Here is a 22,300-nt window from a genome sequence, read left to right on the forward strand (position 1 = left end):
GAAGTAGGCCGCCGGGCTGTTGGGTTCGCGGTTGACGATGAAGTTGATGTCGCCCTGGCGATAGAGCACCACGTCCTTCGAGCGGTGCCTGGCCACCAGCGTGAAGCCGAGCTTCTCGAAGAAGGGCTCCAGCGTGTCGGGCGTCGGCGCGGCGAACTCGACGAATTCGAAGCCCATCAGGCCCATGGGGTTCTCAAAAAGATCCGGCATGGCACTGATCCTGTGGCTGCATTGACGATGAGAGTGAGCGGCGTGCACGCATCAGACGAGCTCGGTCAGCGCGTTCTCGAACGCGGTGCGGGCAATGCCGGTGCGGGCGCCGGAGCGCGCATGGCAGCGTTCGAGCGCCGACGCCACGGTGGCCGAGACGTCGTCGAAGATCGCCGCGTCGGAAATCTCCACGTCGTCCTGCATCAGGAACGCGAAAGCACGCGCCATCCCGCAATTGGCGATGAAGTCGGGAATCACCGCCACCTTCGAATCGGCTAGCTCGTAGATCGGGCCGTAGAAGATCTCGCGATCGGCAAAAGGCACGTTGGCGCCACTGGACACGACTTCGAGCCCACCCTTGACCAACTGCTCGATCTGCTGCTGCGTCACCAGGCGCGACCCGGCGCAGGGCAGGAAGATTTCCGCGCCCGCACACCAGACAGCACGATTGACGACGTCGAAAGGAAGCATTTCTTTCGCGGCCAATTGGTTGCCCTTCTTCTGCAGGAACAGCGTGCGAAGCTGTTCGAAGCTGAAGCCGTCGGGATTGAGCAGCCCGCCCTCGCGATCGATGATGCCGACCACGCGCGCGCCGGCCTGCGCAAGATAGTAGGCCGCGGCAGAGCCCACATTGCCCCAGCCCTGCACGATGACGCGCTTGCCCGCGACCTCGCCGCCGTAGAGCCTGTAGTAGTGAAGCACCGATTCGGCCACACCCCAGCCCGTGATCAGGTCGGCTACCAGGTACTTGCGGGCGGGGTCAGGCGTGTAGTGCGGGTCCTCGACAACCTTGGCCACGCCCATGCGCAGCTGCCCGACCTTCTGGATGCGCTCGCTGTCGCTCGGCTCGAAGTGGCCGTTGACGACACCCTCCTGCGGGTGCCACAAGCCGTAGCTCTCCGTGATGGGGATCACCTCATGCACCTCGTCGACGTTCAGGTCGCCGCCGGTGCCGTAGTAGGTCTTGAGCAGCGGCGTCACCGCCTTGTACCAGCGCCGCAGCACGTCGTTCTTGCGCGGATCGGCGGGATCGAAATCAATGCCCGACTTCGCGCCCCCAATGGCCGGGCCGGAGACGCTGAACTTGACCTCCATGGTCTTTGCCAGCGACTCGACCTCTCGCCGGTCGAGCCCCGGGCGCATGCGCGTGCCACCACCGGCAGCACCACCGCGCAATGAGTTGATGACCACCCAGCCCTTGGCGGGCGTCTCGGCGTCGTGCCATTCGAAGACGATCTCAGGCGCCTTGTTTTCGAAGCGATTCAGCAGTTCTTTCATTTCGGTCTTTCAGATTCTCTGGAGTCAGGCCAGAAGCAATTTGTCGTCGTCGAGCTTCTCGCCACGAGTCTTCTCGAACATGTGCAGCAGGTCGGGCACGTCCATTCCGGCGCGCTCGACGCCCTTGACGTCGAGGATCACGCGGCCTTCGTGCAACATCACCGTGCGCGTGCCGTAGTCGAGCGCCTGGCGCATGCTGTGCGTGACCATCATGGCCGTCAGCTTGCCGGCCTCGACGATCCTCGCGGTGAGTTCGAGCACGAAGGCGGCGGTCTTCGGATCGAGCGCGGCCGTATGCTCGTCGAGCAGCAGGATGCGCGACGGCTGCAGCGAGGCCATCAACAGGCTCACGGCCTGACGCTGCCCGCCGGAAAGCAAACCCATGCGGTCGCTCAGGCGGTTCTCGAGCCCGAGATTGAGGATGCTCAGCTTCTCGCGGAACAGTTCGCGCAGTTTGCGCGTCAGCGAGAAGCCAAAGCTGCGGCGCGCACCGCGCTTCCACGCCAGCGCCATGTTCTCCTCGATCGTGAGCGCTTCGCAGGTGCCGGCCATGGGGTCCTGGAAGACGCGCGCGACCAGGTCCGAGCGCTGCCATGCCGAGCGGCGGGTGACGTCGCTGTCGTCGATCTGGATGCTGCCGCGGTCGACCGCGAGGTCGCCGCTCACTGCGTTCAGGAAGGTCGACTTGCCGGCCCCGTTGGAGCCGATCACGGTGACGAACTGCCCTGTGGGGATGTTCAGGTCCAGCCCGCGCAGCACCCGGTTCTCGATCGGGGTGCCGGGGTTGAAAGTGATTTCAAGGCCTTTGGCGCGCAACATTACTTGGCCTCCTTCACGACGTGCGTCGGATTGGCGCGCACGCCGGGCCACAGGCCAGCCAACTTGCGCTTGTAGGTTGGAACGAGCAGCGCAAACGCGACCAGAACGGCGGTCACCAGGTTCAGGTCCTGGGCCTTCAGGCCGATGAAATCGCTGTTGAGCGCCAGCGCGATGAAGAAGCGGTAGAGCACGGCCCCGAGGACGCAAGCCAGCGTCGTGATGACCAGGCTGCGCGCCGGCAGGATGGTCTCGCCGATGATCACGGCGGCCAGGCCGACCACGATCGTGCCGATGCCCATCGAGATGTCGGCGCCGCCCTGGCTTTGCACGAACAAGGCCCCGGCCAGTGCGACCAGCCCGTTGGACAACGCCAGGCCCCAGACCGTCAGCCGGTCGGTCGAGATGCCCTGCGAGCGGGCCATTCGCGGATTGCCACCTGTGGCGCGCATGGCCAGGCCGACTTCCGACGCAAAGAACAGGTCGATCAGAACCTTGGCGGCGACCACGACCGCAAGCAGCACCAGCGGCTTGAGGAGGTAGTCCGGCAGACCGCCGAATTCGAGCAGGCTGAACACCGTGGGCTCGTCGATCAGCGCAATGTTGGGCTTGCCCATCACGCGCAGGTTGACCGAATAGAGCGCGATCATCACCAGGATGCTGGCGAGCAGCTGCATGATGCGCAGCCGCACGTTGAGCCACGCGGTGAGATAGCCCGACAGCGCGCCGGCGACGATGGCCGCCGCAGTGGCGGCAAACGGGTTCCAGCCCGCGACAATCAGCGCCGCGGCAACAGCACCGCCGAGCGGGAAGCTGCCGTCGACCGTTAGGTCGGGGAAATTGATGATGCGGAACGAGAGGAAGACGCCCAGCGCGACCAGTCCGAATATCAGACCGATCTCGATGGCACCCAGTGAAGCAATGAGCGACATGTTGGCGATGCCGGTTTACTTGATCACCACTTGCGCGGACTTGACGAGCTCGTCCGGCAGCGTCACGCCCTGCTTCAGCGCAGCGCCCGGATTGACGTGCAGTTCGAAGGTGTTGCTGGTCTGCGAGGCGATCGTGCCCGCCGCCTGGCCCTGGAGGATGCGAACCACGATCTTGCCGGTCTGGTGGCCGATGTCGTAGTAGTTCAGGCCCAGCGCCGCGACGGCGCCGCGCTTGACCGCGTCGGTGTCCGCCGCGACCACGGGGATCTTCGCCTGCTGGGCCACCTTGACGATGCCCTCGAATGCCGACATCACGTTGTTGTCGGTGGGCGCGTAGATGACATCGACCTTGCCGACCAGGCTCTGCGCCGCACTCGCCACGTCGACGGTTCGCGCCGCGGCGCCCTCCACCAGCGTCATGCCGGCGGCCGGCACGGCCTTCTTCAGCGCCTCGATGATCGCCACCGAATTGGCCTCGCCCGGGCTGTAGATCACGCCGACGCGCTTCGCGTTGGGAACGACCCGCTTGATCAGCTCGAGGTGCTTGGCCAGCGGAGAGAGATCGGACACGCCCGTCACGTTGGTGCCCGAGGCCTCCCAGCCCTTGACCAGCTTGGCCGCGACGGGGTCGGTCACCGCGCTGTAGACGATCGGGATGTCCTTGCTCGCCGCGACCACGGCCTGCGCCGAAGGCGTCGCGATGGCGACGATGACGTCGGGCCGCTCGCCCACATATTTGCGGGCGATCTGCGCGGCCGTGCCGGTGTTGCCCTGCGCGCTCTGGTATTCGTACTTGAGGTTCTTGCCGGCTTCGAAGCCGGCCGACTTCAGCTCGTCCCTGACGCCGTCGCGCACGGCGTCGAGCGCCTTGTGCTCGACGATCGCTGTGACCGCGACCGACTTCTCGACAGCAAAACTGGGCGTGGCCGCGGCTGAAGCGATGGCGGTGGCGATCAGGGCCAGGGAGGAGCGCAAGAAAGAATGTTGCACGTTGATGTCCTTGTGAGAAATAGTCGGCATGGTTCAATTTCGAAGACTGCTTCGACCGGGAACCTGTTTGATCACCGTCTGCGGCTGTCTTCTAGGGGAAGAAGTGTGAACTTCCGCACGAACAATCTGTTTTCATCGCGGGCTGGGGCGAACCCTCGGACAAGCAACATAATTTCTCGTTGATCACAAAAAAGGAGACGATCTTGTACGACCCCGATTTCGACCGTACCGACCGCAAGATCCTGGCCTTCCTGCAGGAGCACGGGCGCGCGTCCAACCTGGAGCTTGCCGAGGCTGCGGGCCTCTCGCCCGCCCAATGCCATCGCCGCCACCGCCGACTGGAGGAAGCGGGATTCATCGCACGGTATGAAACGCGCCTGGCCCCAGCGCGGCTTGACCTGCATGTTGTGGCCTTCATCCTCGTGGCCATGGAAAAAGGGCATATCCGCGACCTGTCGAAATTCACCAACGTGGTCATCGACATGCCGGAGGTGCTCGAGTGCTACTCGATCACCGGCGACTACGACTTCGTCATGAAGGTCATCGCGCGCGACCTCAAGGGGCTGTCGCGGTTCCTGATCGACAAGTTGATGCGGCTGCCGGGCGTCGACGGCGTGCGTTCCAGCGTCTGCCTGGACGAATTCAAGTGCACGAGTGCCCTGCCGCTACCTGAATGACGGCGACGCCTCGGCGAAACAGCGCGCTCGGAGAACGATAGTCAACGGGTTCTGGGGCGAGAAACGGGAGTCCGGTGCGCTCAGGCCCTGCGGCGCGAGGCCTCCAGCGCCTCAGGATTGACGACATCCACGAGCCTCCCTTCGGCAAACGCATTGATGTTGTCAAAGGCGATGCCGAAATAGCGCTCGTAGTTGTCCTTCTCGACGTACCCGATGTGAGGTGTGCACAGCACGTTGGGCAATGCGAGCAGCGGATGATCCCGTGCCATGACGGGCTCCTGTTCGTAGACGTCGATCGCCGCGAACCCGGGACGGCCCGCGCGCAACGCCTGCTCGAGGGCGCCCTCGGCGACCAGCTCCGCGCGGCTGGTGTTGACCAGCAGCGCCGTGCGCTTCATCCGGGCGAGGTCGTCGGCCGTGATCAGTCCGTGGGTGTCCGCGGTGAGCCGCACATGCAGGCTGATCACGTCGCTTTCGGCGAAGAAGGCTTTGCGCGACGGTGCTACCTCGAAGCCGTCGGCGCGCGCCGCGTCGGTCGATGCCTCGCGGCCCCAGACCCAGACCTTCATGCCGAACACCCGGCCGTAGGCGGCCACCTGGCGGCCGATGCGTCCGTAGCTCCAGACGCCCAGGCGCTGTCCACCGAGCTGCTGGCCGACGTGCCCCTGCCAGAGCCCCTGGCGCATGCGGTTGGCCTCGTCGACCAGATGGCGCCGGCTCGCGAGCGCGAGCGCCCAGCTCAGTTCCGCAGTGGCGGACCCTGCGCCGCTGCCTTCGGCCACGAGCACGCCGCGCGCCGTGCAGGCCGCCACGTCGACGTGGCCCGCGAGCTTGCCGGTCTGGCTGATCAGTCGGAGCTTCGGCAGGCGGTCGAGCAGCGCCGCATCGATGCGCGTGCGTTCGCGCGTCAGCACGATGGCGTCGGCATCGGCGAAACGCTCGGCCAGCGCGTCGGTGCCCTTGACCGTGTCGTTGAAGATGCGCGCCTCGTGTGCATCGAGTTTCGAGAAGCAGTCCAGGCCGCGGACGCAGTCCTGGTAGTCATCAGGGATCGCGATGTGCATGTGAGAGCGCTCCTTTTTCATTGCAGCGTGATGTGAAGCTCTTCGACCGTGCGCTTCCACATCGCCAGGTCGTTGCGCACGAGCGTCGTGAACTCCTCGGGCGGCATGCCGCCGGGAGCGATGCCCTGGGCCTTGAAGAGATCGCGCACTTCCTTCGTGTCGAGGGCGCGCTTGACTTCGGCGTAGAGGCGCTGCGTCACAGCCGCCGGCGTGCCGGCCTTGAGCAGCAGGCCGTACCAGCCATGCACCTCGAAGCCGGGATAGCCCTGCTCGGCCACGGTTCGCACGGCGGGGAGTCCGTCGAAGCGCGTGGCCGTCGCGACGGCGAGTGCGCGCAGCTTGCCGGCCTGAATGAACGGCAGGGCGCTGCTCATGTCGAGAAACATGAACTGGATCTGCCCGCCCAGGAGGTCCTGCACCGCGGGGCCGGCGCCCCGGTAGGGCACGTGCGTTGCGCGGATGCCGGCACGCTGCGCGAACAGCGCCGCGCCCAGGTGCGCCGAGGTGCCGTTGCCGGACGAGCCGTACGACAGACCGTCTGGTCTGGCCTTCGCGCTCGCTACCAGTGCCTGCAGATCAGGCGCGGGGAAATCGGTGCGCACCACCACGGCGTGGGGCACAAAACCCACCACGGTCAACGGCGAGAAATCGCGCAGGGTGTCGAAGGGGTAGCCGGGCATCAGCGCCGGATTGGTGACCGCCAGGATCGACGGAAAGACCAGCGTGTAGCCATCGGCCGGCTGGTGTTTCACCTCGCTCATGCCGATGACGCCGCCACCACCGGGCTTGTTGTCGATGATCACGGGCTGGCCCAGGTGCGCCGACATGATCTTGCCGATCGCGCGCGCCATGAGGTCGGTCGGGCCGCCGGGCGAGAACGGCACGACGATGCGGACCTGCTTCGATGGGAAGGCGTCGGCCCAGGCGCGCGGGGCAAGTGCCATGAGCGCGAGTGCGCCTCCCATGGCGTTGAAGTGACGCCGGGACGGGGCGGGAGTGGGGGGCATGAGGGTCTCCTTGGGGGTGCATCGCTGCGTGCGAACATCTTTTGACTCGACGCGTCAGTCTAGGTCTGGGGTGCACCGGCCGCATCCGGCTCATTCCATTGCATGGAATTGACGGGCGCGCTTCGAAGGGAGACGGACCGAGTTCTCGTGCAGGGTCTCTCAAGGGCCGCGTCGGACCAGCAGCCTGCCGGCGGCTCTGCAGCGCCACATCAGACGAGGTTCGGGCGGACCGCTGCGCCGGAAAAAACGAACGCGCAACACTGACGGACTCTGAATCCGTTGGTCGCAGGTTCAAGCCCTACACGGCCTACCAGGCAGCACAGAGAAAGCCTGCTATCACTTTGGTAGCAGGCTTCCTTCTTTTGCGAGGGCCTGTAGGTCCTCTGCAGGCAACCTGCCCGCGACTTTGCATTGCCCAGTGCGCGGATGGACTACCAGGCAGACCAAGCCCGACGCACCAGGTAGATGAGCGCCCCGACTGCAGCCAGTACGGTGAGCGTACTGAGAGTCAGGTCGGCTCTCTCAGCGTTCTGGTCCCCGCTCATCCGATTGTCTCGGCGCACTGGCTTCGCGGCGGCCTCAGCGAATGGGGTGTATACCGCCCCCCCAAAGTCTGCGTCACCCTCGGTACGCGTCGTCATCAGGGCGTCGTTCGGGCGCTCGCTCGACACGACCGACGCGTTGCCGGTACTCACGCGGGCCGCGTCCTGCTGCATACGAAAGGTGGCACCTGCTGCCGGCAGTACCGTCACGGCAAGTGCCGCGAATGCGACCGAGATTAGAGCTTTGAGCGACATGCTGGTCCCGCTTTCGGATTCAACTACCTGTCCTTTACTTGACATTACAGCGAATAGTGCAAGGACGCCAGTACGTTTCTCCCGTGTCACCCAATAGTTACGAATTTCATTCTTTTTTGGCGCTACATCGGTGCACTGTCACCCTCGAGTTACGGAATAAAAATTCCTTCGAGTCACTTTCTTTCTGAGAGATAACAGCCCTCTTCTCAGCACAGTTAATTAATTCATTGACAGTGGCCAAGCCTCGGCCTAATCTCCGCCGCCAGTCAGCGCCAAACGAGTTCATTCAAGGTAGCGTTCTTTGCCTCACTTGCGGCTTCATTGTCGAGTCGTTCAATCCAACCTGACAGGAGTTCACCGTGAATAAGAAGCTAAGAGATGCAGGTCAAGCGCTCATAGTCGCATCGGCGTTGATTGTGCCCGCTATCGGCAGGGCTGATGCTGTGCCACTTGACGAGTTGAGTGCGCAGTGGTGGCAGTGGTTGCTCTCCATCCCGGAAAAAGACAATCCCAACCTCGACATCAGCGGTGACGATTGCATGGTGGGCCAGCGCGGGTCAATTTGGTTTCTCGCCGGGACGTTTGGTGGCGCCGCCAGTCGTACCTGCAGCATTCCGCAAGGCACCACCCTCTTTTTCCCAGTCGTTAACAGTGTGCAAGTGAATACACCGGGCGACTGCGGGCAAGATTCAAGCGTGACCTTGGATGTCGATACAATGCGAATGAACAACGCCGGATTTATCAATGGAATCACGATCAAGACGGTTACAGTTGATGGCGTTGCTGCTGGAAGCATTTCCAGAGTCAAGTCGGTGCCATTTGTTACCGCATTGCCAGCGAAGAACATCTTCGTCGATTTCTGCAGGAAGGTTCGCCCCAAGGGTCAGCGACCTGGAATCTTTTCGCCATCCGTCGATGATGGTTACTACGCAAAGATTGACAATCTGAGCCTAGGGAGCCATATGTTGCAGATCACTGCGAGTAACGGCAATGGCTTCGACCTAAGCATTTCGTATGTGCTGAATGTCGTACAAGTTTCATTGAAATAGCGAAGGACGTTCTGGCGTCGGCAGTCATGCCAAGGCGCGCCGCATCTCGCGGACCACTATCGAGGGCCTCTCTTCCAGCGCCCGCGCCACCCCGGTAAAGACGAAGCCGCAGCGCTCGTACAGGGCGATCGCAGCCTCCTCGTCGTGTCCAACCCAAAGGCGGGCCATGACAAAAGCTTGTGATTGCGCCCAGCCAATGACGTTGTGCACCAACAAAGTTCCCGCGCCGCGCCGCCGGTATTGCGCATCGACCCAGACACCACCCAGCCTTGCCCCCTGGCGAATCTGACGATCCTGCAATCCGTAGATCATTCCGATCGGGCGTTCGACGTCGAGCGCGACAACCATCGCGTCCACCGAGCACACGCGCTGCGTCAGAGCATTCCAATAGTCAGCGTCCTTGCGCTCGAGCGATTCCAGTGTGTCGCCGAAGGCGCGTGGCGATTCCCTCAACGCTTCGAGCCGAAGCTGTCGGTGCAGATCGGCTTCGTCAGCCCGCAAGTGGCGAACATTCAGTAAGGTCACCGCGCGACGATACCTCAACGAAGGTGGATTGACTTGCCTGCTCGCCGACGGTCCCGGGCGCTACTGGAGCTTCGCGTACGATCTCTTCCATGACGACCAGTCCCGCCTCGCGCGCAAGGGATGCGCAACCTTATGGGCGCCCCGCGGCGGGGTTGCGGCTGAAGGTGTACACGGTCATCTTCGAGGCCGACACGCGGGCCGGACGATGGTTCGACCTGGCGCTGATCGCAGTCATCCTCGCCAGCGTCGCGGTGGTGATCCTCGACAGCATCGCCTCGGTGCATGCCAGATACCAAGCGCTGTTCGGAGCGCTGGAATGGATCTTCACGCTGGCTTTCACGCTGGAATATGCCGCCCGCCTCGCATGCGTCCAACGTCCGCTGCGGTACGCGCGCAGCGTGTTCGGCGTCATTGATCTGCTCGCCGTGCTCCCGACATACCTTGCCGCCTTCGTGCCGGGCCTGCACGCGCTGATCGACGTTCGGGTGCTGCGATTGCTGCGCCTGTTCCGGATCCTGAAGCTGACCGAGTATGTCCATGAGTTCGGTGCGCTCGGCCGCGCGCTGGCCGCGTCCCGGCGAAAGATCCTGGTCTTCATGGCCTTCGTGATGCTGGTCGTCCTGATCATGGGTACGCTGATGTACGTGGTCGAAGGGCCCGCCCACGGGTACACGAGCATCCCGGTCGGCGTGTACTGGGCGATCACTACGATGACGACAGTCGGCTTCGGCGATATCACGCCGAAGACCGATCTCGGCCGCATGATCGCCTCTCTGATGATGCTGCTCGGGTGGGGCACCCTGGCGGTGCCCACCGGCATCGTGAGCGCGGAGTTCACGGCAATGCGCACGGCGCACGAACCCACCACCCGTACCTGCCACGAATGCCTGAGCGAGGGGCACTCGCCAACGGCGCGATTCTGCAGCGATTGTGGTGCGCCGCTGCCGCCCTGGCAGAACGACTAGATGGCCCTTCCCAACCCCGCCCTGCTGGCCTGACCCCGGTCCATCAGCGCGAAGCAGGCTCGCCGAGCAGGAAGCCCAATGCGCTGCGCCACCAGGCATCGTCGACGTAGCGGATCCAGTCGTTGTGGTCGGCGGCGCGGACCACCTCGAGCCGCTTGGGTCCGGGCAGCGTCTCGTACAACGCCGTGCCAAAACGGGCCGGAATGATGCGGTCTCGCTCTGCGACGGCCACCAGCACGGGGYGGCCGATCTGCGCGAGGTGAACGACGCTGTCGTAGCGGTCGCGCAGCAGCCAGCCGACCGGCAGCCACGGATAGTGGTGAGCCGCGACCTGTTCGAGCCTGTCCCAGGGCGTGATCAGCATCAGGGCCGCGACCTGCTCGCGTTGACTCGCGGCCGCCGCGGCGGCCACGCCAGCACCGAGGGACTCGCCGATGAGCAGCAGGGGCGAGCCGTGCAGCCGATGCGCCAGCGCGATGGTCTGCGCAGCGTCATCGACCAGGCTGCGCTCGCCCAGCGCGCCGTCGCGCGGACCGTAGGCCGGGTACTCGGCCAGGATGACGCGCAACCCGAGGCGGGTGAGCATCGCGGCGTAGTAGCCGCGATGCCCGGCGTGTCCGGCATTGCCGTGGAAGACGATCGCCGTCCCGCGCGCAGGGCCTGGTGGCTCGGCCACGAGGCCACGGAATTCGCCCTCCGCCGGCCAGGCGACGAGGCCGGCGGACGCCATCTCGGCGGCCGGCGCGCGGGCGGGGTGGTAGAGCAGGCGGTCCTGGAACATGGCGGGTGCTGCCAGCGCCATCGCGCAGGCAGTGACGAGCCAAAGCATGATCGCGGCAGGTTTCATCCTCTTGGGTCAAGGCGCTTCGACGATCGATCATCCTTCGGCGAAGCCGATGCGCTGTCAAGCCCGCCGGGAAGCGCCGCGGCCGCCACGCCATACAGCAGCAGCGCCGCGACGACCACGGCGGTGAAGCCGATGTGGATCGCGAGCAGCGTGGCCAGCACCGCGGCCGTGACCGAGGCGCAGCCGTTGATGCCCCAGGCCCAGGGAACGAGCCGGGCTTCGGCCGCTTCCACCCGGGCCAGGCCCAGCGGGAAAGGCATGCCCATGAAGAAGGCCAGCGGGGCGATGAGGGTCACCGCGATCAGGATCCGCGCCGCATCCGGCAAGCCCATCGCGTGCTTGAAGAGCCAAGGCAGCACGAGCAGGCAGAGCGCCGCCGACATCGCGATGCCGGCCGCCACCGCCAGCACCGGGCATCCCTCGAGCCGAGCCGACACGCCGCTGCCGATACCGGCGAAGAGCAGGAACGCGAACAGCACGACGGCGATCGCGTACAGCGGATGGCTCAGGAACAGCACGAACTTCTGGATGAACGCGATCTCGATGAACATGAAGCCGAAGCCGATCGCGAGGAAGTAGACCAGCCCGCGTCCGCGCGACACGCCGGGCGTTGCGCTCACTCCGCGCAGCGCGCCGGAACGCGCGACCCATGCCAGCGGCAGCCCGATCAGCAGCAGGCTCGCGACCAGCGCCTGGACCAGCGTGGCGACGAGCACCGGGTAGCCCCATTCGATCAGCGGCAGGCCGCCCTGCTCCTTCAAGGCCAGCAGTTCGGGTAGCGACCGCCACTTGAAGAAGTGGAAGAAGTGCGGCTTGTCGTCGGTGGCTGGCTCGATGTGGAACTTGTAGCGCCCCATGAATTCGCCGCGCTCCGGACCGAGCAGCGCCTGCGCCCCGTCGAACAGGTCCGGCCCCTCGACCACGTTGAAACGATTCGCTTCGCCCTGCCGCATGCCGGGGTAGAAGGCCAGGTCGAAGGAGCGCGCGACGCAGAAGGCCTTGACGGCCGCGATGTCCTCCGGGGTCAGCGCGCCGTTCTTGACCAGCAGCGTGGCGGTCTTCCAGCTTCGTATCAATGCCAGCCGGGAAGCGGGGTCGCCGACGCCCGATCGCTCGAGCGCCACCACCGCAGCGGCGAAAAGCTTGAGTGCATCGCGCGCAGGCAGCGTGACCCAGCGCGTGACTGCGAGCAGGCCGCCGGGCTGCAGGTGGCGCAGGTCGTCCTGCAAGGCCTCGACCGTATAGAGATAGTTCTCGGCCAGTGCGTAGAGACCGGCCGACGACGCACTGAAGGAATCGAGCAGAGCGACCTGGATCAGGTCATAGCGCTCGCGGCTGGCCGCGATGAAGCCGCGCGCCTCGGCCACGTGGACATGCGCCATCGGCCCGTAGACGCCCCCCGCGGCAGCCGCGAACGGGCCCTGCACCAGCTCGACGATCTGCGGGTTCAGCTCCACCGCATCGATGCGGCGCGCGCCGTGATAGTGCGCCTGCAGCACGTCCTGCCCGGCGCCGGCGCCCAGCACCAGCACGTGCGGCGCGCGAAGCAGGTGATAGGGCAACGCCGAGCTGATCTGGTCCAGATGGGCCAGGGTGCCGCGCCGGCCGTCGAAACGGGTCAATGCATTGAGCCCCTCGCCATCGGTGAACACGCCCCATTGCGGCGGCGGCTCGGTCGATGCGGTGAGGCTCAGGCCCGGTGCATGGCGCAGCGGGATGCGCGGGCTCTCGACCACGCTGACGAGGCCCAGGGGGCTCGATCGCTGCGCCACCACCCGCGCGCCCGGAATTCGCAGGGTCTGCGACAGCTCCTTGTAGGGCGACATCGCGGGCGCCATCCATTCCGAGGGCAGCACCAAGGGCACGCCCGCCAGCGCCAGCAGCGCCAGCGCCGGCCAGCGCCGGCGACCGCCGCATTCGATCCAGCCGACTGCCGCCGCGACGCAGCCGAGCGCGCCGATCAGTTGCAGCGCGTCGGCCGGCGACAGCACGAACAGCAGCGCCACGATGCCCAGGCTCCCCGCGCCGGCGCCGAGGATGTCGACGCTGTAGATGCGCGACACCTGGCCGCGAAAGCGCGACAGGGTCATGCAGACGCAGGCGCCGGCGCACAGGAAGGGCAGCAGGAGCAGCAGGTAGACCGCCAGCAGCCATCCCGGCTGGCGCGGGTCCCAGAACATCTCCAGCGGATTGAACGGTACCCGCTGCGCCAGCATGAAGCAGGCGATCGCACCGAGCCCGAAGCCCGAGGCGGCGGCGCAGAAGAGCGGCGCGAAGTGCTTCCGCACGGCGGCTTGAGCGAGGGTCAGCAGCGCGCCGCTGGCCCCCCAGCCGAGCAGCGCGAGGCTGATGATCATGTAGGCGAAGTGATGCCACAGGATGACCGAGAACAGCCGCATCAGCAGGATCTCGTAGGCCAGCGCCGCCGCCGACACCAGGGCCACGGCGATCAGCGGCGCGGCGGCCATCGACGTTCCGGGCTCAGCGCCCGCCGGTGAGCGGAACGAAGGCCACCGGCAGGATCTGGCGCGTCGTCACCGTTCCGTCCGGCTTCTTCTCGATCAGCATCAGTTGCTGCACCATGAACGCCGCGCCCAGCGGGATCACCATCCGCCCCCCGGGCTTGAGCTGGCGGATCAGCGGCGGCGGGACGTGGCTGGCCGCGGCGGTCACGAGGATGGCGTCGAAAGGCGCATGTTCCTCCCAGCCGTGGTAGCCGTCGCCCAGTCGCACCTGGACATTGCCGTAGCCCAGTCGCCGAAGGCGCAGCATCGCCTGCTGTCCGAGCGGCTCGACGATCTCGATGCTGTAGACCTCGCGGGCCAACTGCGCCATCACCGCCGCCTGGTAGCCCGAGCCGGTTCCCACCTCGAGCACCTTGTGGCCGGGCTCGGCCTTGGCCAGGTCCGTCATGAGGGCCACGATGTAGGGCTGCGAGATGGTCTGCCCATGGCCGATCGGCACCGGCCGGTTCGCATACGCGACGTCGATCTGCTCCGCGGGCACGAACTCGTGCCGCGGCACCGTGTCCATGGCCGTCATCACGCGGGTGTCGAAGGCCGGCCGGCCGGTCTCGGCGCCGGTCTGGCGCGCCAGCGCCTCGATCTCCTGCGTCATCCGCCGGCGCTCGGCGGCGAAATCCGCGGCGCCCGCGACCTGGGCTCCTGCCGCCGCCAGGAGAAGCGCCGCAGCCATGGCACGGACCTTCGGCGTGATCATCGCGCTTGTCCGGTTCGAGGCGCCGGGCCGCACTGCCGGCCGGGGCGCCCGCGGCTCAGTTCACCGCGAAGTGCAGCGGGTCGACGTCGCGTGGTGGCCAGGTCATGCGTCTGGACATATGTCCTCCGAACAGAGTTGAAGTCCGCGTGTCGGCCCGGGCGCCAAGGTCCGGGCTGCAGAAATTATGGGAGCTTGGGATTCCGACGCCATAGGGGCAGACCATCCCCGGACGGCGCCGGTGACCGCGATCACAGCCCCCCAGCTGACGCTACTGTCCAGTCCATCGACGTGCCATGCCAGCGGGGCTCACTGGAACAGCGCCTTCACGCCCGACGAGGCGATCTGAAGGCCGACACAGAAAATGAAAAAAGCGATCAGGCGATTGAAGATCACTTCGCCCCGAGCGCCGAGGTAGCGCTGGATGCGCTGCGTGTTCAGGTAGAAGACATAGACCAGCGCGCACATGAGGACGACCGCGGCCTCGATCGCACCCATGTTCAGCAATTGCCGCCCGAGATCGGCGTTCGCGCCATGCGCACTCAAGGTGAGCAGCACCGAGATGGTTCCCGCGCCCGTGGTGAGCGGAAACGTCAGCGGAAAGAACAACTGGTCCTCGATGTCCCGCTGCTGGGCGGGCGCCACGTCGCCGCCGCTTGCATCGCGCCGCGCAACCCCCGCGCCCAGCAGCTCCCATCCGGAACGGCAGATGATGATTCCGCCCGCCAGTTGCACCACCGGGATGGACAGCCCGAAGAGGCTGAGGATCCAGTGCCCGACCAGGAGTGTGATCGTGCACACGCAGAACGCGTAGAGCGTGATGAGGCGCACCGCGCGTCGCTTGCCCGCGTCGTCGAGGCTGGACAGATAGGGCATGACCACGAAGGCGGTGCCGACCGGATTGACCACCGGGAAAAGCGCAACGGCGCTGATGAAAACCAGATGGACGAGGAATTGGAGGTCGGCAGCCATGGGAGGTGTCGAGCTCCCGAGTCAGCGCGAGGCCACTTCACCGGTGACCGGCGCCACCGATGCGCCTTCGATGTGATGCCGGCGCAGCGCATCGGCCACGAAGCCCGAGGTCTTCATCTCTTCCACGAAGAGACTGAGTTCCCGAGCCGCCGCTGCGCCTCGGCTCTTGGGCGTTCCCATCGCCTGCCGGATCACCATGAAGCGGCCCGGCAACAGCCGCAAGCCCTTCTGCGCGCGGCTGTCCGCTTCCAGTTGCTGCTTGACGCCGGCCGCCACATCCAGGTTCTGTTCCAGGAATGTCTGCACGACGGTGGGCGAAGTCGGCGCCCGCACGATGCTGGCGTTCTTGAGTTCGCGCGTCAGGAAAAGGTCATAGGCACTGCCCTTGCCCACCGTCACCCGCAGTCCTTCGCGATCGACTTCCTCGTTCTGCCGCAATGGCGAACCCTCGCGAACGAGATAGCTGCCTTCGATCAGCACATAGGCCTCGGTGAACGCGATCTGGGCGCCGCGCACGGGATCGATGGCGAAGAAGCCGATGTCGGCCTGCTCATTGGCAACGGCTTCGACCGACTTGCCGGCAGCGTCGAATATCACCAGTTCGAGCCCGACCCCCAATCGCTCGGCAAAAGCGCGGGCCAGATCGATCGAGACGCCGCCCGGCGCTCCGGTCGTCTTGTCCGCGTTCGCGAGGATCGGATTTCCGAGGTTGATCGAGGCGCGCAGAACGCCCTTCGGAGTGAATGCTTTGACGATGGAGGAGTCGATGGTCATGGCGGCGGGTTCAGGTCTTGAGGATGGTTGCTCGCATTGCTCGCATGGGTGGGATTCTCCAGCTTTCCGCGGCCGCTCACGGCGCTGCGAACTGTTACACGCCCTGCCGCGCCGCGTGTGATCCACGTCGGCATCCCCTCCCGTAACAGCACGGCGTCAGTGTTCACCGCGGTCAGTTCGATCAACCCCAGAAGGAGTCCATGCCATGAAGTCTGTGCTGCCACGCCGTCGCTTGGTCCTCTCGGTCGCTGCGCTAGGCGCGACCGCTTTGCTTCCAGCTTGCGGTGGAGGGGGTGGCGGGGGATTCGTGCCTCTCGTTCCGAACGTGGTTCAGTCGGCRCAGGGCAAGCCTGAACTCAGCGTCTTCGTCGAGGCGGTCAATGCCGCAGACCTGAATGCCACGCTCCAGGGGTCTGGGCCCTACACGGTCTTCGCGCCAACCAACGATGCCTTCACGGCGCTCTTGAGGGAGCTCGGCCTGACCAAGGACGCCCTGCTTGCCAACAAGCCTCTGCTCACCGCGGTGCTGAAGTACCACGTGCTGTCCGGCACGGTGCGCAAGTCGGACATCCCCCTCGGCAAAGCCATCGTGCCTCTGGCCGGTGGCTTCTTCAAGATCGAGGCCGAGGGTTCCGCCTTGAAGGTCACCGACGGCCGCAATCGTGTGACCAACGTGATCAGCACCGATGGCGCGGCACTGAACGGTGTCATGCACACGGTCGATCGGGTGCTGCTGCCGGCCAACCAGGACATCGTGCAGACGGCGCAGGCGACGCCCAGCCTCAGCATACTGGTCGAGGCCGTGGTGGCCGCGGGCCTCGTCGAGACGCTCAAGGGTCCGGGGCCCTACACGGTCTTCGCGCCGACCAACAACGCCTTCGTCGCACTGCTGGCCGAACTTGGCCTGACGAAGGATGCGCTGCTTGCGGATACCGCGCTGCTGGCCAAGGTGCTCACCTACCACGTGCTGCCGGCTCGCGTGCTGAAGGCCGAGATTCCACTCAACACGCCCGTCGCCACCGTGCAAGGGCAGACGCTCGTCATCAACGGCAGCCTCCAGGTCATCGATCAGCGCGGTCGCAGCAGCGGGATCGTGGCCACCGACGTCTTCAATACCAATGGCGTCGTGCACGTCATCGACAAGGTGCTGCTGCCGAGCTGACCGGCGCCTGCACCTCGGCACGTGGCGGCGTCGGCCGCGCTGCCCGCGTATTCCGTCCCGCCTATCTCTTCCGTGGTCTTCTCACAATTTGCGACACACGTACAGTGCGTTACATGTAATGAGAACCTAATTCGTACATGGAGGTGCATATGGAAGCGCTTGGCGACGATGCTGCCCAACTCAGGGCGACGGCGATGAAGGCGGATGCTGCGGCGAGACGGGCGAAGCAGGCAGCCGATGAAGCCTTGAGGGTGTTCCTGAAATACGACGATGTCGCGTCCCCCGACCAGACCATCGAAACGGCGAAAGCCAGCGCCCGCGCAGCCCAGGAAGCATGGCGAAACTACGTGCGGCATGTGGCGCTGCACGGCGGGCATCTTCACAACTGTTAGCCGTTCAGCCCGCATCCGTGCGCTTGCGCTGGCCTCGAAGTCAGGCAAACTGGCGCGCGAAGCGGGCCACGGAATGAAACTGCCGGACATCGAACTCGTCGCCGCGGAAGTCCATTCCGCCTGGATGGAAACCAAGCGTTCCCAGGGGGTGACGTCCCGCAAGGACGAGCGCGGCGATGAACTCATGGTCCCGTATGGCGAACTTTCGGAACTGGCCAAGGAGCTCGACCGCAGCACCGTGCGCGCGGTCTACGCGGCGATCGAGCGGCTTGGGTTGTAGGGGCCGCTCATGTCGCTTCCACTGAACAAGCGCGATTTCGATGTCTTCCTGAGCTACGCCCACAAGGACCAGGTCTTTGTCCGGCAGTTGTACCGATGGCTGACCGAGCATGCGGGGCTCAAGGTCTGGCACGACGAGGTCCAGCTGCCGGGTGGTTCCTTGCTGGCGACGGACCTGGGACTCGCCATCGGGCGTTGCCGCGGGATCCTGCTGGTCGCCTCCGAGGAGTCGCTCAACAAAGGCTGGGTCACCGCCGAATACAACTGTGCCATGGACGAGCGCGCGAACGTCGAGGGATTCCGCGTCGTCGCGCTTCGCCTCGCGAACGCCGATGTGAAGAACTTCATGCGGGGCATCACCTGGATCGATGCCACCCAGCCGGACCTCGATGCGCCGATGGCGCTCGCCCTGATCTCCGCGCTCTATCCCTCCGCCAAGCTGCCGAGTCCGGCCGGCGCCCGGGACGTGTACGTCAGCTGTTCCTGGCAGGCTGCCGACAAGTCCAGCGCCGCGGCGGTGTGCTCTGAACTGGTGGCGCAGGGCCTGCGGCTGGTCGGTGACGCCAAGGACCAGCAGGGCTTCGGCGAAGGCGACCGGGTCGAGCGGATCATCGCGAGTTGCGGCGCCTTCGTGGGCATCGTCCCGTACCGGCAGGACCCGGGCGAGGTCCGCCGGGACTCGGGCCCCTACAAGTACTTCCTGCGCGAGATGGACATCGCGGCGTCGCTGGGCCTGCCTTCGATCGTCGTTGCGGATCCGAGGGTGTCGCGCGGCGACGGGCCGGACAGCCACTGGCTGCGGATGAATACCGATGCGACCGCCTGCCCGGAGGCCGTCACCGCCGCGCTCGCCGGGCTCTGGGACGATTGGGTGACCCCACCGGCGCCGCAGTACATCTTCTGGGCGCTGGACCTCGATTCGCCTGCGGCGGCGGCGGGCGGCGCGATGCGACGCCTGGTCGAGCAGGTCGGCGGCATGCCCGTCGTCATTGGCAACGAGATCCAGAGCGAGTCGCTGCACGCGGCGATCATGGCGAAGATCTGCAACGCGTTCCTGGTCATGGCCGACATCACGGACGACAACGTCAACAGCTGCATCGAGGCCGGCATGGCGCTGGCTGCGGGCACCAACGTCCGCCTCATCTCCCACGGCAAGGCGAGAAACCCGCCTTTCATGCTGCGCGCGGCAGGCCAGTTGCTCGGCTACGCGGACACCGCCGAACAGGTCGGCGTGCTGCACCGGCTGGTGCGTCCATTCCGCCGCCGGATCCTCAACGCGGAGATCTGAGCGCCCCTCTTGAAGTTGGTCGGGGAGCACCTAGTTTCGGTACCGGAAGCGCTGGAGACGCCTCCGGCGCGCCGTTCAACCCTGAATGGAGGTTTTCGCCATGTACCGATCCCTGTTCCCTCGCGACATGTTCGCGGAGATGGATCGCCTGCACCGCGAGATGCAGCAGGCCTTCGATCCCTCTCCCACGATCCGCGGCTTCGGCCGCAGCGGCTTTCCCGCCCTCAACGTCGGCAGCACGGCCAAGACGGTCGAGATCTACGCCCTGGCCCCTGGGGTGGATCCCGCAACGCTCGAGATTCATCTCGACCGCGGCATCCTCACCATCGCCGGCGAGCGCAAGAGCGCCGAGCCGTCTCCCGGGGCCAAGGAGACGCTGCACATCAACGAACGCTTCGACGGTGCCTTTCGCCGCGTGCTGAGCCTGCCCGACGACGCTGACCCCGATTCCGTGCAAGCCAAGGCGCGGGATGGCGTCGTGCATGTCACTGTCCAGCGCCGGGCCTCGGCCCTGCCGCGGCGCATCGCCGTCCAGTGAAAGGAGAACGACCATGAACGACATCCAGAAAACCAGCGAATCTTCCAGCGTTCCGGCCCGCACGGACGAACGACGCTTCGCCGACGCGACCCTGACGCCGCCCGTGGACGTGATCGAAGACAGCTCGGGCATCACGCTCTACGCCGACCTGCCTGGCGTGCCGCGCGACAAGCTGCACCTGAACGTCGAGTCCGACCTGCTGACGATCGAAGGCGAGATCGACCTGTCCGTCCCCGAGGGGCTGCAATCGAGCCATACCGAGGTCGGCCTGGGCCGGTTCCACCGGACCTTCACGCTCAGCAAGGAACTCGACACGGAGAAGATCTCGGCGGAACTCGCGCAGGGGGTGCTCAAGTTGCGCATTCCCAAGGCCGAGCACGCACAGCCGAGGCGGATCAACGTGCAGGTGAACTGAGCGCCGCGAGGGCGAGCGCGGTCTGCGATGCAGATCCGCTCGCCCGCATGGCTGGGCAGTGGGTCCGCGCTACTGATCGATGAAGGGTGAAGCGCGCTCCGCTCGCCGGATGTCCCAGTCGTCGATGAAGGCGCGCGATCTCTGGGCGAGCGCCGCGATGGCACTCGCCCGATCGGCGTACTTCCCGGCGAGGGCAATCCGACATCGGTGCCCGTCCTTCCATTGAAGATCGGCGTGCCCCGAGGACACGCCTTCCGAAGTGGACCCGTCCAACTCAACCACCACAAACCAACCGTCGTATTCGAACCGATGAACTGCAGCGTCGGACGACATCGCCATGACCTCCAACAAAGAGCCCTGCCCTCTCCCCTTCGGCTGAAAAATATAGCGTCTCGACTCGCCGTTGTCAGCCCTCTTTCGATGGTTCGAAGGGTTGAAGGTCGCGGACGGCATGGGGCCCGTCGGCCGTTGGTCGACAGTCAATGAAACGACAGCGGCAATTGAATTCGGACCGCTGTCCGGCAGCGATTGCCGGGCGCTGGAAAAAACTGCAGCACAGATTGCCGCAAAGCCCCCGTGGCCCGGGTCCATCGCAATTCAGTGCTGGAAATCCGCGCTCTTGTTCGGTTAGTATTTTCTCAAATGACAGTGGAGACAAGCATGCTGACCACCTACCGCAAAGAGGCTGTCCTGCGAATGGCCGATGTACGAATCCCCAAATACCCGATGCGGCGAATGCCTTTCAGCGACAAATACGTGGAAGAAGGAATTCCGCTGCCGCAAGAAGAAATAGACGCCGATGTCGAATTGCAGACAGCAGTCGAAGTCTGGATGAGGACGGTGGACGAACTCTATTCGCGGCATGTGGGGAATTCGGCGGCTTGTCCGCCCGATCTTCGCGGCGCGCATTGAGTCCCGGGGCGGTGGTGCCGGGCGCGGGTGGGCAGATCCCTGTCGCCAAGCGCGGCGGGACGGCGCACACTCTGCAGTCCCCCCGCAGGGGACGCCCTCATGAAGCATCGTTATCTTCTTGGCGCGGTCGTTGCGGTCGCGTTGCTCGGCATGGGTCTTTCGCGACCCCGTTCCGGCCCGCGCGAAACCGCCGAGGCGCTGCGCGAGAGGTCGCGCGCGCAACTCGCCGACGCGGCCGCGCGGCTGGCCCGGTTCGACCATGACCTGCGCACCCCCGTGGGCACCTTGATGAGCGCCGTCAGCCTGCTCGAGGCCGCGCCCGACGACGCCGCCCTGCGGGCCGAAGCGTTGGGCCTGTTCTCGCGGCAACTGGCGCGCCTGACCGGCCTGGCGGATGACCTGCACGACCTGGCGCTCGAACTGCACCCGGCGGCGCGACACGCCCCGGCGGGGGCGAAGCAGATCCCATGGGACACGCGCTGATCGTGGAAGACGACGAGGACGCGGCCCGCATGCTGGGCAGCCTGATCGCGCGCGAGCGCCACACGGTGTCGGTCGCGCCTTCCCTGGACGCGGCCCGTCGCCTGCTCGCGGCCCAGCAGCCGGACCTCATGCTGCTGGACCTGCACCTGCCCGACGGCAGCGGACTCGAGATGTTCGAGAGCGGCGAGTTGCTCTCCGACACCGAGATCGTCCTCATGACCGGCCATGCGACCCTGGAGACCTCCATCCGGGCCTTGCAACTGGGGGCTGCCGACTACCTGGTCAAGCCGATCAACCCCGACCACCTGAAGGGCCTGCTGGCGCGCCTGATTCGTCCGTCCCGGCTCCGGGCTCAGGTCGAGCAGATGAATCAGGAGTGGCGCGAGACCGGCCGCTTCGGGGCGCTGATCGGCGCCTCGCTGTCGATGCAGAGAGTGTTCCAGCAGGTCGCGCGCGTCGCGGGCACTGCCGTGACCGTCTTCGTCCATGGCGAGAGCGGCACTGGCAAGGAGTTGGTGGCCCGCGCCGTGCACGACCTGAGCCGGCGCCGGGAACTGCCCTTTCTCGCGGTCAATTGCGGCGCGTTGTCGCCGAACCTGATCGAGAGCGAGATCTTCGGCCACGAGCGCGGCAGCTTCACCGGCGCCGACCGCCAGCATCACGGCTTCTTCGAGCGTGCCCGCGGCGGCACGCTGTTCCTCGACGAGCTCAC

Annotated in this window: 26 protein-coding genes; 12 read left to right on the plus strand and 14 right to left on the minus strand. The window is 65.7% G+C overall.

Features of this window, described 5'->3' with window-relative positions:
• From AC1DF3_RS34655 to AC1DF3_RS34675, 5 genes are all read right to left on the minus strand, one after another.
• On the minus strand, window positions 1-210 hold a 210-nt coding region (locus AC1DF3_RS34655), incomplete at its 3' end, for a VOC family protein (RefSeq protein WP_478142490.1).
• A gap of 51 nt (window positions 211-261) precedes the next feature.
• Window positions 262-1,488: a Glu/Leu/Phe/Val dehydrogenase dimerization domain-containing protein gene (locus AC1DF3_RS34660; RefSeq protein WP_286536883.1), complete on the minus strand. Its 1,227-nt coding sequence runs from the start codon at window positions 1,486-1,488 to the stop codon at window positions 262-264.
• 24 nt (window positions 1,489-1,512) lie between these two features.
• A complete protein-coding gene (locus AC1DF3_RS34665; RefSeq protein ID WP_286536882.1) occupies window positions 1,513-2,307 on the minus strand; it encodes an ABC transporter ATP-binding protein in 795 nt (264 codons plus the stop codon).
• Window positions 2,307-3,236, minus strand: coding sequence for an ABC transporter permease (locus tag AC1DF3_RS34670; protein WP_286536881.1), 930 nt, complete (start codon window positions 3,234-3,236; stop codon window positions 2,307-2,309). The genes AC1DF3_RS34665 and AC1DF3_RS34670 overlap by 1 nt, the downstream gene beginning before the upstream one ends.
• Before the next feature lie 15 nt (window positions 3,237-3,251).
• A complete protein-coding gene (locus AC1DF3_RS34675; protein ID WP_478142491.1) occupies window positions 3,252-4,226 on the minus strand; it encodes an ABC transporter substrate-binding protein in 975 nt (324 codons plus the stop codon).
• A gap of 203 nt (window positions 4,227-4,429) precedes the next feature.
• Between AC1DF3_RS34675 and AC1DF3_RS34680 the strand changes: the two genes are divergently transcribed.
• Window positions 4,430-4,903, plus strand: a complete 474-nt coding sequence (locus AC1DF3_RS34680; protein ID WP_286526708.1) for an Lrp/AsnC family transcriptional regulator — start codon at window positions 4,430-4,432, stop codon at window positions 4,901-4,903.
• A gap of 80 nt (window positions 4,904-4,983) precedes the next feature.
• Here the strand turns inward: AC1DF3_RS34680 and AC1DF3_RS34685 are convergent, their stop codons facing one another.
• Both AC1DF3_RS34685 and AC1DF3_RS34690 read right to left on the minus strand, forming a co-directional pair.
• Window positions 4,984-5,967: a D-2-hydroxyacid dehydrogenase family protein gene (locus AC1DF3_RS34685; RefSeq protein WP_301811330.1), complete on the minus strand. Its 984-nt coding sequence runs from the start codon at window positions 5,965-5,967 to the stop codon at window positions 4,984-4,986.
• 17 nt (window positions 5,968-5,984) lie between these two features.
• Window positions 5,985-6,974, minus strand: a complete 990-nt coding sequence (locus AC1DF3_RS34690; protein ID WP_286536878.1) for a Bug family tripartite tricarboxylate transporter substrate binding protein — start codon at window positions 6,972-6,974, stop codon at window positions 5,985-5,987.
• A gap of 1,156 nt (window positions 6,975-8,130) precedes the next feature.
• Between AC1DF3_RS34690 and AC1DF3_RS34695 the strand changes: the two genes are divergently transcribed.
• Window positions 8,131-8,820 carry a hypothetical protein gene (locus AC1DF3_RS34695; protein ID WP_286536877.1) on the plus strand — a complete coding sequence of 230 codons (690 nt, stop codon included), beginning with the start codon at window positions 8,131-8,133 and terminating at the stop codon, window positions 8,818-8,820.
• 24 nt (window positions 8,821-8,844) lie between these two features.
• Here the strand turns inward: AC1DF3_RS34695 and AC1DF3_RS34700 are convergent, their stop codons facing one another.
• Window positions 8,845-9,345: a GNAT family N-acetyltransferase gene (locus AC1DF3_RS34700; protein ID WP_478142492.1), complete on the minus strand. Its 501-nt coding sequence runs from the start codon at window positions 9,343-9,345 to the stop codon at window positions 8,845-8,847.
• Window positions 9,346-9,434: 89 nt separating this feature from the next.
• Here AC1DF3_RS34700 and AC1DF3_RS34705 point away from each other — a divergent pair, with 89 nt between their 5' ends.
• On the plus strand, window positions 9,435-10,310 hold the full coding sequence (locus AC1DF3_RS34705) for an ion transporter (RefSeq protein WP_478142493.1): 876 nt from the start codon (window positions 9,435-9,437) through the stop codon (window positions 10,308-10,310).
• A 43-nt stretch (window positions 10,311-10,353) separates the two neighbouring features.
• On the opposite strand, the gene AC1DF3_RS34710 is transcribed toward AC1DF3_RS34705, so the two are convergent.
• The 5 genes from AC1DF3_RS34710 to AC1DF3_RS34730 form a co-directional block, all read right to left on the minus strand.
• Window positions 10,354-11,157 carry an alpha/beta hydrolase gene (locus AC1DF3_RS34710; protein ID WP_478142494.1) on the minus strand — a complete coding sequence of 268 codons (804 nt, stop codon included), beginning with the start codon at window positions 11,155-11,157 and terminating at the stop codon, window positions 10,354-10,356.
• The gene (locus AC1DF3_RS34715; RefSeq protein WP_478142495.1) at window positions 11,154-13,625 is read right to left on the minus strand and encodes a spermine/spermidine synthase domain-containing protein; all 2,472 of its coding nucleotides are present in this window, start codon (window positions 13,623-13,625) and stop codon (window positions 11,154-11,156) included. Before AC1DF3_RS34715 ends, AC1DF3_RS34710 begins: the two co-directional genes overlap by 4 nt.
• Before the next feature lie 13 nt (window positions 13,626-13,638).
• A complete protein-coding gene (locus AC1DF3_RS34720; RefSeq protein ID WP_353506733.1) occupies window positions 13,639-14,352 on the minus strand; it encodes a protein-L-isoaspartate(D-aspartate) O-methyltransferase in 714 nt (237 codons plus the stop codon).
• 330 nt (window positions 14,353-14,682) lie between these two features.
• Entirely contained in the window at window positions 14,683-15,345 is a 663-nt protein-coding gene (locus tag AC1DF3_RS34725; protein WP_286536871.1) for a MarC family protein, read from the minus strand.
• A 21-nt stretch (window positions 15,346-15,366) separates the two neighbouring features.
• Window positions 15,367-16,119: an ABC transporter substrate-binding protein gene (locus tag AC1DF3_RS34730; protein ID WP_286536870.1), complete on the minus strand. Its 753-nt coding sequence runs from the start codon at window positions 16,117-16,119 to the stop codon at window positions 15,367-15,369.
• A 307-nt stretch (window positions 16,120-16,426) separates the two neighbouring features.
• On the opposite strand from AC1DF3_RS34730, the gene AC1DF3_RS34735 reads away from it, so the two are divergent.
• The 6 genes from AC1DF3_RS34735 (at window position 16,427) to AC1DF3_RS34760 (ending at window position 20,193) form a co-directional block, all read left to right on the plus strand.
• The gene (locus AC1DF3_RS34735) at window positions 16,427-17,281 is read left to right on the plus strand and encodes a fasciclin domain-containing protein (RefSeq protein ID WP_353506732.1); all 855 of its coding nucleotides are present in this window, start codon (window positions 16,427-16,429) and stop codon (window positions 17,279-17,281) included.
• 149 nt (window positions 17,282-17,430) lie between these two features.
• On the plus strand, window positions 17,431-17,673 hold the full coding sequence (locus AC1DF3_RS34740) for a hypothetical protein (RefSeq protein ID WP_286536868.1): 243 nt from the start codon (window positions 17,431-17,433) through the stop codon (window positions 17,671-17,673).
• Window positions 17,636-17,953 carry a hypothetical protein gene (locus tag AC1DF3_RS34745; protein ID WP_478142496.1) on the plus strand — a complete coding sequence of 106 codons (318 nt, stop codon included), beginning with the start codon at window positions 17,636-17,638 and terminating at the stop codon, window positions 17,951-17,953. The genes AC1DF3_RS34740 and AC1DF3_RS34745 overlap by 38 nt, the downstream gene beginning before the upstream one ends.
• A gap of 9 nt (window positions 17,954-17,962) precedes the next feature.
• Window positions 17,963-19,240 (plus strand): toll/interleukin-1 receptor domain-containing protein, encoded by a 1,278-nt coding sequence (locus tag AC1DF3_RS34750; RefSeq protein WP_286536866.1) that lies wholly within the window; start codon window positions 17,963-17,965, stop codon window positions 19,238-19,240.
• A gap of 100 nt (window positions 19,241-19,340) precedes the next feature.
• The gene (locus tag AC1DF3_RS34755) at window positions 19,341-19,778 is read left to right on the plus strand and encodes an Hsp20/alpha crystallin family protein (RefSeq protein WP_286536865.1); all 438 of its coding nucleotides are present in this window, start codon (window positions 19,341-19,343) and stop codon (window positions 19,776-19,778) included.
• A gap of 13 nt (window positions 19,779-19,791) precedes the next feature.
• Window positions 19,792-20,193: an Hsp20/alpha crystallin family protein gene (locus AC1DF3_RS34760; protein ID WP_478142497.1), complete on the plus strand. Its 402-nt coding sequence runs from the start codon at window positions 19,792-19,794 to the stop codon at window positions 20,191-20,193.
• Window positions 20,194-20,262: 69 nt separating this feature from the next.
• On the opposite strand, the gene AC1DF3_RS34765 is transcribed toward AC1DF3_RS34760, so the two are convergent.
• Window positions 20,263-20,784 carry a hypothetical protein gene (locus AC1DF3_RS34765; protein WP_286536863.1) on the minus strand — a complete coding sequence of 174 codons (522 nt, stop codon included), beginning with the start codon at window positions 20,782-20,784 and terminating at the stop codon, window positions 20,263-20,265.
• A 69-nt stretch (window positions 20,785-20,853) separates the two neighbouring features.
• Between AC1DF3_RS34765 and AC1DF3_RS34770 the strand changes: the two genes are divergently transcribed.
• The 3 genes from AC1DF3_RS34770 to AC1DF3_RS34780 all read left to right on the plus strand — a co-directional run.
• Window positions 20,854-21,105 (plus strand): hypothetical protein, encoded by a 252-nt coding sequence (locus AC1DF3_RS34770; RefSeq protein ID WP_286536862.1) that lies wholly within the window; start codon window positions 20,854-20,856, stop codon window positions 21,103-21,105.
• A 99-nt stretch (window positions 21,106-21,204) separates the two neighbouring features.
• Window positions 21,205-21,588, plus strand: coding sequence for a hypothetical protein (locus AC1DF3_RS34775; protein WP_478142498.1), 384 nt, complete (start codon window positions 21,205-21,207; stop codon window positions 21,586-21,588).
• On the plus strand, window positions 21,573-22,300 hold a 728-nt coding region (locus tag AC1DF3_RS34780; RefSeq protein ID WP_478142499.1), incomplete at its 3' end, for a sigma-54-dependent transcriptional regulator. The genes AC1DF3_RS34775 and AC1DF3_RS34780, both read left to right, overlap by 16 nt.

This window comes from Variovorax sp. 10N432 (genome assembly GCF_056394465.1).

What these genes read in the sequence shown, in the direction of transcription:
- AC1DF3_RS34660 (WP_286536883.1), bottom strand. Translation starts at nt 1,488, where the DNA reads ATGAAAGAACTGCTGAATCGCTTCGAAAACAAGGCGCCTGAGATCGTC.
- AC1DF3_RS34665 (WP_286536882.1), bottom strand. Translation starts at nt 2,307, where the DNA reads ATGTTGCGCGCCAAAGGCCTTGAAATCACTTTCAACCCCGGCACCCCG.
- AC1DF3_RS34670 (WP_286536881.1), bottom strand. Translation starts at nt 3,236, where the DNA reads ATGTCGCTCATTGCTTCACTGGGTGCCATCGAGATCGGTCTGATATTC.
- AC1DF3_RS34685 (WP_301811330.1), bottom strand. Translation starts at nt 5,967, where the DNA reads ATGCACATCGCGATCCCTGATGACTACCAGGACTGCGTCCGCGGCCTG.
- AC1DF3_RS34690 (WP_286536878.1), bottom strand. Translation starts at nt 6,974, where the DNA reads ATGCCCCCCACTCCCGCCCCGTCCCGGCGTCACTTCAACGCCATGGGA.
- AC1DF3_RS34705 (WP_478142493.1), top strand. Translation starts at nt 9,435, where the DNA reads ATGACGACCAGTCCCGCCTCGCGCGCAAGGGATGCGCAACCTTATGGG.
- AC1DF3_RS34715 (WP_478142495.1), bottom strand. Translation starts at nt 13,625, where the DNA reads ATGGCCGCCGCGCCGCTGATCGCCGTGGCCCTGGTGTCGGCGGCGGCG.
- AC1DF3_RS34720 (WP_353506733.1), bottom strand. Translation starts at nt 14,352, where the DNA reads ATGGCTGCGGCGCTTCTCCTGGCGGCGGCAGGAGCCCAGGTCGCGGGC.
- AC1DF3_RS34725 (WP_286536871.1), bottom strand. Translation starts at nt 15,345, where the DNA reads ATGGCTGCCGACCTCCAATTCCTCGTCCATCTGGTTTTCATCAGCGCC.
- AC1DF3_RS34730 (WP_286536870.1), bottom strand. Translation starts at nt 16,119, where the DNA reads ATGACCATCGACTCCTCCATCGTCAAAGCATTCACTCCGAAGGGCGTT.
- AC1DF3_RS34740 (WP_286536868.1), top strand. Translation starts at nt 17,431, where the DNA reads ATGGAAGCGCTTGGCGACGATGCTGCCCAACTCAGGGCGACGGCGATG.
- AC1DF3_RS34745 (WP_478142496.1), top strand. Translation starts at nt 17,636, where the DNA reads ATGTGGCGCTGCACGGCGGGCATCTTCACAACTGTTAGCCGTTCAGCC.
- AC1DF3_RS34750 (WP_286536866.1), top strand. Translation starts at nt 17,963, where the DNA reads ATGTCGCTTCCACTGAACAAGCGCGATTTCGATGTCTTCCTGAGCTAC.
- AC1DF3_RS34755 (WP_286536865.1), top strand. Translation starts at nt 19,341, where the DNA reads ATGTACCGATCCCTGTTCCCTCGCGACATGTTCGCGGAGATGGATCGC.
- AC1DF3_RS34760 (WP_478142497.1), top strand. Translation starts at nt 19,792, where the DNA reads ATGAACGACATCCAGAAAACCAGCGAATCTTCCAGCGTTCCGGCCCGC.
- AC1DF3_RS34765 (WP_286536863.1), bottom strand. Translation starts at nt 20,784, where the DNA reads ATGGACCCGGGCCACGGGGGCTTTGCGGCAATCTGTGCTGCAGTTTTT.
- AC1DF3_RS34770 (WP_286536862.1), top strand. Translation starts at nt 20,854, where the DNA reads ATGCTGACCACCTACCGCAAAGAGGCTGTCCTGCGAATGGCCGATGTA.
- AC1DF3_RS34775 (WP_478142498.1), top strand. Translation starts at nt 21,205, where the DNA reads ATGAAGCATCGTTATCTTCTTGGCGCGGTCGTTGCGGTCGCGTTGCTC.